The following is a 9266-nucleotide window of genomic DNA, read 5'->3' as shown; positions in this document are numbered from 1 at the left end:
TCGATGACCTCAACATAGCGGATACAGGCTTAGGATGAAACTTTATTTGTAAGGATGATACTTTATTTGTACGGATGAAACTTTATTTGCATCCCACAGATATCAGCCCGTTTCACTTTGGCTTATTCCACTGTGACCGATTTTGCCAAATTGCGCGGCTGGTCGACGTCCGTGCCTTTGAGCACGGCCACGTAGTACGACAGCAGTTGCAGCGGAATGGTGTACAGGATCGGGGCCAGGGCATCGTGGATGTGCGGCATGTTCACCACGTGGGTGCCCTCGCCATTGCGCATGCCGGCTTGCTCGTCGGCAAACACCACCAACTCGCCGCCACGAGCACGCACTTCCTGCAGGTTGGATTTGAGCTTTTCCAGTAGTTCGTTGTTCGGCGCAACAGTCACCACCGGCATGTCGCTGTCCACCAGCGCCAAAGGACCGTGCTTCAGCTCACCGGCCGGATAGGCTTCGGCGTGTATGTAGGAGATTTCCTTAAGCTTGAGCGCACCTTCCATCGCCACCGGATACTGCGCGCCGCGGCCGAGGAACAGGCTGTGGTGCTTGTCAGCAAACAGTTCGGAGACTTTCTCCACCACGCTCGCCAGGGACAGGGCTTCGCCCAAACGCGTTGGCAAACGGCGCAGTTCCTCGACCAACTCGGCTTCCAGACCTTCATCCAGCGTGCCACGCACTTGACCCAGCGACAGGGTCAACAGCATCAACGCCACCAGTTGAGTGGTAAAGGCTTTGGTCGAGGCCACACCGATTTCCGGGCCGGCTTGGGTCAGCAGGGTCAGGTCGGACTCACGCACCAACGAGCTGATGCCGACGTTGCAGATGGCCAGGCTGGCAAGGTAGCCGCCCTTCTCCGGTGCATTGTCCTTGGCGTTACGCAGGGCAGCCAAGGTGTCGGCGGTTTCGCCCGATTGGGAAATGCTGACAAACAAGGTGTCTGGCTGCACCACCACCTTGCGGTAGCGGAACTCACTGGCCACTTCGATCTGGCAGGGGATACTCGCCAGCCCTTCCAACCAATAACGGGCCACCATACCGGCGTGGTAGCTGGTACCACAGGCGACGATCTGCACGTTACGCACCTTGGCAAACAACTCAGCAGCCTGCGGACCAAAAGCCTGAACCAACACTTGATGGCTGCCCAGACGGCCTTCCAGGGCGCGCTGCACGACCTTGGGCTGCTCAAAAATTTCCTTGAGCATAAAGTGACGGTACTCGCCCTTGTCGGCGGCCTCGGCACCTTCGTGGTATTGCACGCTTTCACGCACCACGGGCTGGCCCGTGACATCCCAGATCTGCACGCTGTCGCGCTGGATTTGCGCGATATCGCCTTCTTCCAGGTACATAAAACGGTCGGTGACTTGGCGCAGGGCCAACTGGTCGGACGCCAGGAAGTTCTCACCCAAGCCCAAGCCAATCACCAGCGGACTACCGCTACGCGCAGCAAGCAGGCGATCTGGCTGTTTGGCGCTGATCACGGCCAGGCCGTAAGCACCGTGCAGTTGTTTGACCGCCGATTTCAGTGCCACCTTCAAATCGTCTTCTGTTTTGAGGATGTGATCGAGCAAATGCACGATGACTTCGGTGTCGGTGTCGGAACTGAACACATAGCCCAGGCCCTTGAGTTCAGCACGGAGTTCTTCGTGGTTTTCGATAATGCCGTTGTGCACCACGGCCAGGTCGTGACCGGAGAAATGCGGGTGGGCATTGCGCTCGCTTGGCGCGCCATGGGTGGCCCAACGGGTGTGGGCAATACCCAGGCGACCGGCCAGCGGTTCGGCGCTCAGCGCCTGTTCCAGTTCACTCACCTTACCCACGCGGCGGCGGCGATCCAGCTTGCCTTGGTCAGTCAACAGGGCCACACCTGCACTGTCATAGCCGCGGTATTCCAGGCGTTTGAGGCCTTCAACCAACACAGCGGTGATGTTGCGTTCAGCGATTGCACCTACGATGCCACACATACTCTTCTCCTTAAGCGTCCACAGTGGCGCAGATCAGCTTGATCCCGCGTGCGGTCAATTGTTCACGGGCCTCGGGGCTGAGGCGCTCGTCGGTTATCAGGGTGTGGATGCTGCTCCAGGGCAGCTCCAGGTTAGGAATCTTGCGGCCGATCTTGTCACTCTCGACCATCACCACCACTTCGCGCGCCACCTCAGCCATAACCCGGCTGAGCCCAAGCAATTCATTGAAGGTGGTGGTACCGCGCGCGAGATCGATGCCATCAGCGCCAATAAACAGCTGGTCGAAATCGTAAGAGCGCAGCACCTGCTCAGCGACTTGGCCCTGAAATGACTCGGAATGCGGGTCCCAGGTGCCGCCAGTCATCAGCAGTACTGGCTCATGCTCCAACTCGCCAATGGCACGGGCGACGTTGATGGAGTTGGTCATCACCACCAGACCGGGCTTGTGCCCGAGTTGCGGGATCATCGCGGCGGTGGTGGTGCCGCTGTCGATGATGATCCGTGCATGTTCACGAATGCACGCCACACCGGCGCGGGCGATGGCCTGCTTGTACTGCGAAACGGGTTGGCTGTCGCTGATCAGTTCGTGCGGCATAGGCACCGCACCGCCGTAGCGACGTAGCAGCAGGCCGCTCTTTTCTAGAGCAGCGAGGTCTTTGCGAATGGTCACTTCAGAGGTAGCGAACACCTTCGACAATTCGTCCACACTCACCTCGCCTTGCTCGGCAAGCAGGGCAAGAATGGTGTGACGACGTTGCGGCGTGTTGCGTTTCGACATACTAAGTTTCGATTCGAAAGATAATGGTGCGAATCAAAACCTAACGAAGCTTTTACGTCAAGCAGCAATAGACGTAGGAGCGCTCATTTCAGCGCGTTTGCAAAAGCTGGTTGGGGTCAAGATAAAACATCTTCTTCCAGCCTTGAGTCGACTCGTCCGCCCGCCAAGGCAACGGCAGCAGGCTGACAATCGAGTAATGCAAGTGCGCCGGTTTGCCTTGTGCGTTACCCGTATCGCCAACCGTTCCCAGCACACTGCCCGCCAGCAGCGGTTGGCCTGGGTAGGCGTCGATGTTTTGCAAGTGGGCGTAATAATGAATGCGCCATTTCGGCCCCAGGGCGACCACCACCTTGCCGCCCTGCGCGATCTCGCCGCGAAACAGCACCACGCCATAGCTGCCGGAGAGCACCGGCGTGCCATGTTTGGCGAATATATCGATACCTTTGTGCACCCCAGAGCGACCCCAGGGTTCAAACCAGAAGGTGCGCGGATTCCAGTCGCGGGCACTGGCTCCCTGCACCGGAATCTGCAGCCATTCCGGCAACAAGGCCCAGACGAGAAACAGCACCGGTGCTATCCAACGTTTACGTAATAGCATCCTTGCTAACCCCATCAGGTTTTCTTGGTCGGGCGCTTCCAGCCTTCAATATTGCGCTGCTTGGCGCGGCCAACAGCCAGGGTGTTGGCGGGTACATCGCCGGTAATTACCGAGCCCGCACCGGTGGTGGCGCGATCACCCAAGGTCACTGGAGCAACCAAGGCGCTGTTGGAGCCGATGAATACGTCCTCGCCCAACACTGTTTTAAACTTATTAGCACCGTCGTAATTGCAGGTGATGGTGCCCGCACCAATGTTGCTGCGCGCACCGATCTCGGCATCGCCCAGGTAGCTGAGGTGGCCGGCCTTTGCACCCTCGCCCAACTTGGCATTCTTCAGTTCAACAAAGTTACCCACATGGGCCTTGGCACCCAACACCGAACCAGGACGCAGACGGGCGAACGGTCCGCAATCAGCGCCCTCGCCCATATCGGCCCCTTCCAGATGGCTGTTGGCTTTGACGATGGCTCCTTTGCGCAGGGTCGAGTTCTTGATCACGCAGTTCGGCCCGATCTGCACGCCATCTTCGATAACCACCTGGCCTTCAAGGATCACGTTGATATCGATCGACACATCACGGCCTACTGTCACTTCGCCGCGCAGGTCAAAACGCGTCGGGTCGATCAGGGTCACGCCCTGCAGCATCAACCGGCGAGCGGCGCGGTACTGATAGTGGCGCTCTAGCTGCGAAAGCTGGATGCGGTCGTTGGCGCCCAGCACTTCCATCTCGTCAGCCGCCTGCTCGGTGGCGACCACTAGGCCATCGGCCACGGCCATGGCGATCACGTCCGTCAGGTAGTACTCGCCCTGCGCATTACTGTTGGACAGCCGCCCGAGCCAGTCGCCGAGTTTTTTGCCCGGTACGGCGAGAATGCCGGTGTTGCCTTCGCGGATCAGGCGCTGCTCGCTGCTGGCGTCCTTATGCTCGACGATAGCCTTAACCACGCCACTGCCATCACGAACGATGCGGCCGTAACCGGTAGGATCATTCAGATTCACCGTTAACAATCCAAGCTGCTGCTCGCTGACCTGTTGCAGCAGGCGTTGCAGGGTTTCCACTTCAATCAGCGGCACATCACCGTACAGAATCAGCACACGTTCAGCCGTCAACGCTGGCAATGCTTGAGCCACAGCATGACCGGTGCCGAGCTGCTCGCTCTGCAGCACGAAATTCAGGTCATCCGCAGCCAGTCGCTCGCGCACCAGTTCCGCGCCATGGCCGATTACCACATGAATGCCTTGCGGTTTAAGCAGGCGTGCGGTGTCGATCACATGACCAAGCATGGCTTTACCGGCAACCGGGTGCAGCACCTTGGGCAGTGCCGAGCGCATGCGAGTACCTTGGCCGGCGGCGAGAATGACGATATCGAGCGACATGGGCAAAAATCCTTAACCGAATCGCGGGCCTTGGGGCTTCATGCCCACCTCTGGATAACCGCGCGGCTGAATAATTAAAAGAAGTGATAACAGGTTCTGTGGATAAGTGGGCCTCGACGGCCGCACGCACTACAAAACCAGCGCCCAAGAAAAAGGGTAGCCAAGGCTACCCTTTTACCTAAACACATTGAAGCCGGTGGCTTAACCGCCGAACTTCTTACGCAGCTGCTGGACGGTACGCAGCTGAGCTGCAACCTCGGCCAGGTGAGCGGCAGCGGAACCATAATCGAACTCCGCGCCCTTCTCGTGCAGTGCGCGCTCAGCCGCCTTGAGGGCTTCCTGAGCAGCAGCTTCGTCGATATCGGCAGCACGCTGCACGGTATCGGCAAGCACTTTAACCACATTCGGCTGAACTTCCAGGAAGCCACCGGAGATGTAGTAGACCTCGGCCTGGCCACCCTGCTTGATCAAGCGGATCGGGCCTGGCTTGAGATCGGTCAACAGAGGCGCGTGGCCTGGAGTAATACCCAGGTCGCCCAAGTTGCCGTGTGCGATCACCATTTCCACCAACCCGGAAAAGATCTCTCCTTCCGCGCTGACGATGTCGCAATGGACTGTCATGGCCATATCTAACCTCACGTGAGCGCCCGTTGCCGGGCGCACCGATTACAGCTTCTTGGCTTTTTCGACGGCTTCTTCGATACCGCCGACCATGTAGAACGCCTGCTCTGGCAGGTGGTCATAGTCGCCGTTAAGAATGCCGCTGAAACCAGCGATGGTGTCCTTCAGGGAGACGTACTTGCCCGGCGAGCCGGTGAATACTTCTGCCACGAAGAACGGCTGGGACAGGAAGCGCTGGATCTTACGAGCACGGGCAACCAGCAGCTTGTCTTCTTCAGACAGCTCGTCCATACCGAGGATCGCGATGATGTCCTTCAGTTCTTTGTAACGCTGCAGCACATACTGAACGCCGCGAGCGGTGTCGTAGTGCTCCTGGCCGATAACCAGCGGATCCAGCTGACGGCTGGTGGAGTCCAGCGGGTCAACAGCTGGGTAGATACCCAGGGAAGCGATGTCACGGGACAGTACGACAGTGGCGTCCAAGTGGGCGAAGGTGGTCGCCGGGCTTGGGTCGGTCAAGTCGTCCGCAGGTACGTATACGGCTTGGATCGAAGTAATCGAACCAGTCTTGGTGGAAGTGATGCGCTCTTGCAGAACACCCATCTCTTCGGCCAGGGTCGGCTGATAACCTACTGCCGACGGCATACGGCCGAGCAGTGCGGATACTTCGGTACCAGCGAGGGTGTAACGGTAGATGTTGTCCACGAACAACAGAACGTCACGGCCTTCGTCACGGAACTTCTCGGCCATGGTCAGGCCAGTCAGGGCTACGCGCAGGCGGTTGCCTGGTGGCTCGTTCATCTGACCGTAAACCAGGGCTACCTTGTCGAGAACGTTGGAATCCTTCATCTCGTGGTAGAAGTCGTTACCCTCACGAGTACGCTCACCCACACCGGCGAACACGGAATAACCGCTGTGCTCGATGGCGATGTTACGGATCAGTTCCATCATGTTTACGGTTTTGCCTACACCGGCACCACCGAACAGACCGACTTTACCACCCTTGGCGAACGGGCAAACCAGGTCGATAACCTTAATGCCAGTTTCCAGCAGTTCGTTGGAGCTCGACTGCTCAGCGTAGGAAGGTGCTGGGCGGTGAATGCCCCAACGCTCTTCTTCGCCAATCGGGCCGGCTTCATCGATTGGGTTGCCCAGTACGTCCATGATACGGCCAAGGGTTTTCACCCCAACCGGTACCTGGATGCCTGCGCCAGTGCTGTCGACGTTCAGGCCACGCTTGAGGCCTTCGGTCGAACCCATCGCAATGGTACGCACCACGCCGTCGCCCAGCTGCTGCTGAACTTCAAGGGTGGTTTCAGCGCCAACTACTTTCAGCGCTTCATAAATATTCGGCACTTGATCACGCGGGAATTCCACGTCGATAACGGCGCCGATGATTTGAACGATACGTCCGCTACTCATCTTTGGTTCCTCGAATATTTGAACCGTTCTTAAACCGCGGCAGCGCCGCCGACGATTTCCGAAATTTCCTGGGTGATCGCTGCCTGACGTGCCTTGTTATAGACCAGTTGCAAACCACTGATCAGGTCACCGGCGTTATCGGTGGCGTTCTTCATGGCGATCATCCGGGCTGCTTGTTCGCACGCGTTGTTTTCCAACACGGCCTGATACACCTGCGATTCAACGAAACGAATCATCAGGCTATCGAGCAGCGACTGTGCATCAGGCTCGTAGAGGTAATCCCACAGCCCTTTTTGCACGCCTTCTTCTTCGGTCGCGGCCAGCGGCAGCAATTGCTGCACTTCTGGTTTCTGCGTCATGGTGTTGACGAACTTGTTCGACACCAGAAACAGGCGATCAATTCGGCCATCGCTATACGCGTCAAGCATCACTTTGACACTGCCAATCAGGTCGTTGAGTGAAGGCTCTTCACCCAGCTTGCTGATCGCTGCAACCACATTACCGCCGTAGCTGCGGAAGAAGCTTGCGCCCTTACCGCCCACAACACAGAAGTCCACTTCGACCTTGGCTTCACGCCATTCGGCCATATTTTTCAGCAGTGCCTTGAACAGGTTGGTGTTCAAGCCACCACACAGACCACGGTCACTCGATACCAGGATATAGCCGACACGCTTAACAGCGCGCTCCACCATAAATGGGTGGCGGTATTCCGGGTTGGCATTGGCCAAATGGCCAATTACCTGACGGATACGCTCGGCATAGGGACGACCAGAAGCCATGCGCGCCTGAGCTCTGCGCATCTTGCTGACCGCCACTTTTTCCATGGCGCTGGTGATCTTCTGCGTGCTTTTGATGCTCGCGATCTTACTGCGAATCTCTTTTGCGCCTGCCATTTCACACCTTTTGGTTCAAGCAGGCGGGGGCGTCTAAGCCCCCGCTGCGGTTACCAGGTTTGGGTGGCTTTGAACTTCTCGATACCGGCTTTGAGGCCCGAATCGATCTCGTCGTTGAAGTCACCCTTCTCGTTGATCTTCGCCATCAGATCGGCGTGATCACGGTTGAAGTAGGCAAGCACCGCTGCTTCAAAGGCACCCACTTTCTTCACTTCCACGTCCTGCAGGAAGCCACGCTCGGCGGCATACAGGGACACGGACATGTCGGCAATGGACATCGGCGCATATTGCTTCTGCTTCATCAGCTCGGTAACGCGCTGACCGTGTTCAAGCTGCTTACGGGTGGCTTCGTCTAGGTCAGAAGCGAACTGGGCGAATGCTGCCAGTTCACGGTACTGAGCCAGAGCGGTACGGATACCACCGGAAAGCTTCTTGATGATCTTGGTCTGAGCAGCACCACCTACGCGGGATACCGAAATACCGGCGTTCACTGCAGGACGGATGCCCGAGTTGAACATGGACGATTCCAGGAAGATCTGACCGTCGGTGATGGAAATCACGTTGGTCGGAACGAACGCGGAAACGTCGCCACCTTGAGTTTCGATGATCGGCAGAGCGGTCAGGGAACCGGTTTTACCTTTAACAGCGCCGTTGGTGAACTTCTCAACATACTCTTCGGATACGCGCGATGCGCGCTCCAGCAGACGGCTGTGGAGATAGAACACGTCGCCTGGGTAAGCTTCACGGCCTGGCGGACGGCGCAGCAGCAGAGAGATCTGGCGGTAAGCCACTGCTTGCTTGGACAGATCGTCATAAACGATCAGCGCGTCTTCACCGCGGTCGCGGAAGTATTCGCCCATGGTGCAACCGGCGTACGGTGCGATGAACTGCAGTGCAGCGGATTCGGAAGCGGAAGCCGCGACCACGATGGTGTTAGCCAGCGCGCCGTTTTCTTCCAGCTTGCGTACCACGTTGGCGATGGTCGATTGCTTCTGACCGATGGCTACGTAAACGCACTTAATGCCGCTGTTTTTCTGGTTGATGATGGCGTCGATGGCCAGAGCGGTTTTACCGATCTGACGGTCACCGATGATCAGCTCGCGCTGGCCACGGCCAACCGGGATCATGGCATCGACCGACTTGTAACCGGTTTGCACCGGCTGGTCGACCGACTTACGCCAGATCACGCCTGGAGCAACTTTCTCGACTGCGTCAGTTGCTTGTGCGTTGATCGGGCCTTTGCCATCAATCGGGTTACCCAGAGCATCAACCACACGACCCAGCAGTTCCGGACCAACCGGAACTTCGAGGATGCGACCGGTGCACTTGGCGCTCATGCCTTCGGCGAGCGTGGTGTACGCGCCCAGTACCACTGCACCTACGGAGTCTTGCTCCAGGTTCAGGGCCATACCGAAAACGCCACCAGGGAATTCAATCATCTCGCCGTACATCACGTCGGCGAGGCCGTAAATGCGCACGATACCGTCAGAAATGCTAACGATGGTGCCTTCATTACGGGCTTGAGCGGTCACATCCAGCGCGCCAATGCGCTGCTTGATGATTTCGCTAATTTCGGAAGGATTCAGTTGCTGCATGCCAGTTCCC

8 protein-coding genes are annotated in these 9266 nt (G+C 57.8%); all 8 read right to left on the bottom strand.

Annotated elements, in window-relative coordinates:
• Window positions 1-122: 122 nt before the first annotated feature.
• Window positions 123-1973: a glutamine--fructose-6-phosphate transaminase (isomerizing) gene (glmS, locus tag AUK77_RS16480; RefSeq protein WP_296131803.1), complete on the bottom strand. Its 1851-nt coding sequence runs from the start codon at window positions 1971-1973 to the stop codon at window positions 123-125.
• A gap of 10 nt (window positions 1974-1983) precedes the next feature.
• Window positions 1984-2751, bottom strand: a complete 768-nt coding sequence (locus tag AUK77_RS16475) for a DeoR family transcriptional regulator (protein WP_296131802.1) — start codon at window positions 2749-2751, stop codon at window positions 1984-1986.
• Window positions 2752-2839: 88 nt separating this feature from the next.
• Window positions 2840-3349, bottom strand: a complete 510-nt coding sequence (locus tag AUK77_RS16470; RefSeq protein WP_296131799.1) for a M23 family metallopeptidase — start codon at window positions 3347-3349, stop codon at window positions 2840-2842.
• 14 nt (window positions 3350-3363) lie between these two features.
• Complete coding sequence (gene glmU, locus AUK77_RS16465; RefSeq protein WP_296131797.1) at window positions 3364-4725, bottom strand: bifunctional UDP-N-acetylglucosamine diphosphorylase/glucosamine-1-phosphate N-acetyltransferase GlmU; 1362 nt, start codon at window positions 4723-4725, stop codon at window positions 3364-3366.
• A gap of 201 nt (window positions 4726-4926) precedes the next feature.
• A complete protein-coding gene (locus AUK77_RS16460) occupies window positions 4927-5352 on the bottom strand; it encodes a F0F1 ATP synthase subunit epsilon (RefSeq protein ID WP_296131794.1) in 426 nt (141 codons plus the stop codon).
• Between the two features lie 39 nt (window positions 5353-5391).
• The gene (atpD, locus tag AUK77_RS16455) at window positions 5392-6768 is read right to left on the bottom strand and encodes a F0F1 ATP synthase subunit beta (RefSeq protein ID WP_296131792.1); all 1377 of its coding nucleotides are present in this window, start codon (window positions 6766-6768) and stop codon (window positions 5392-5394) included.
• Window positions 6769-6797: 29 nt separating this feature from the next.
• Window positions 6798-7661: a F0F1 ATP synthase subunit gamma gene (gene atpG / locus AUK77_RS16450; RefSeq protein ID WP_296131790.1), complete on the bottom strand. Its 864-nt coding sequence runs from the start codon at window positions 7659-7661 to the stop codon at window positions 6798-6800.
• Between the two features lie 50 nt (window positions 7662-7711).
• The gene (atpA, locus tag AUK77_RS16445; RefSeq protein ID WP_296131787.1) at window positions 7712-9256 is read right to left on the bottom strand and encodes a F0F1 ATP synthase subunit alpha; all 1545 of its coding nucleotides are present in this window, start codon (window positions 9254-9256) and stop codon (window positions 7712-7714) included.
• Window positions 9257-9266: the final 10 nt, after the last annotated feature.

The organism is Pseudomonas sp. Ga0074129 (assembly GCA_001465025.1).
Lineage (GTDB): Bacteria > Pseudomonadota > Gammaproteobacteria > Pseudomonadales > Pseudomonadaceae > Aquipseudomonas.
This window is presented reverse-complemented; position numbering and strand designations above follow the sequence as displayed.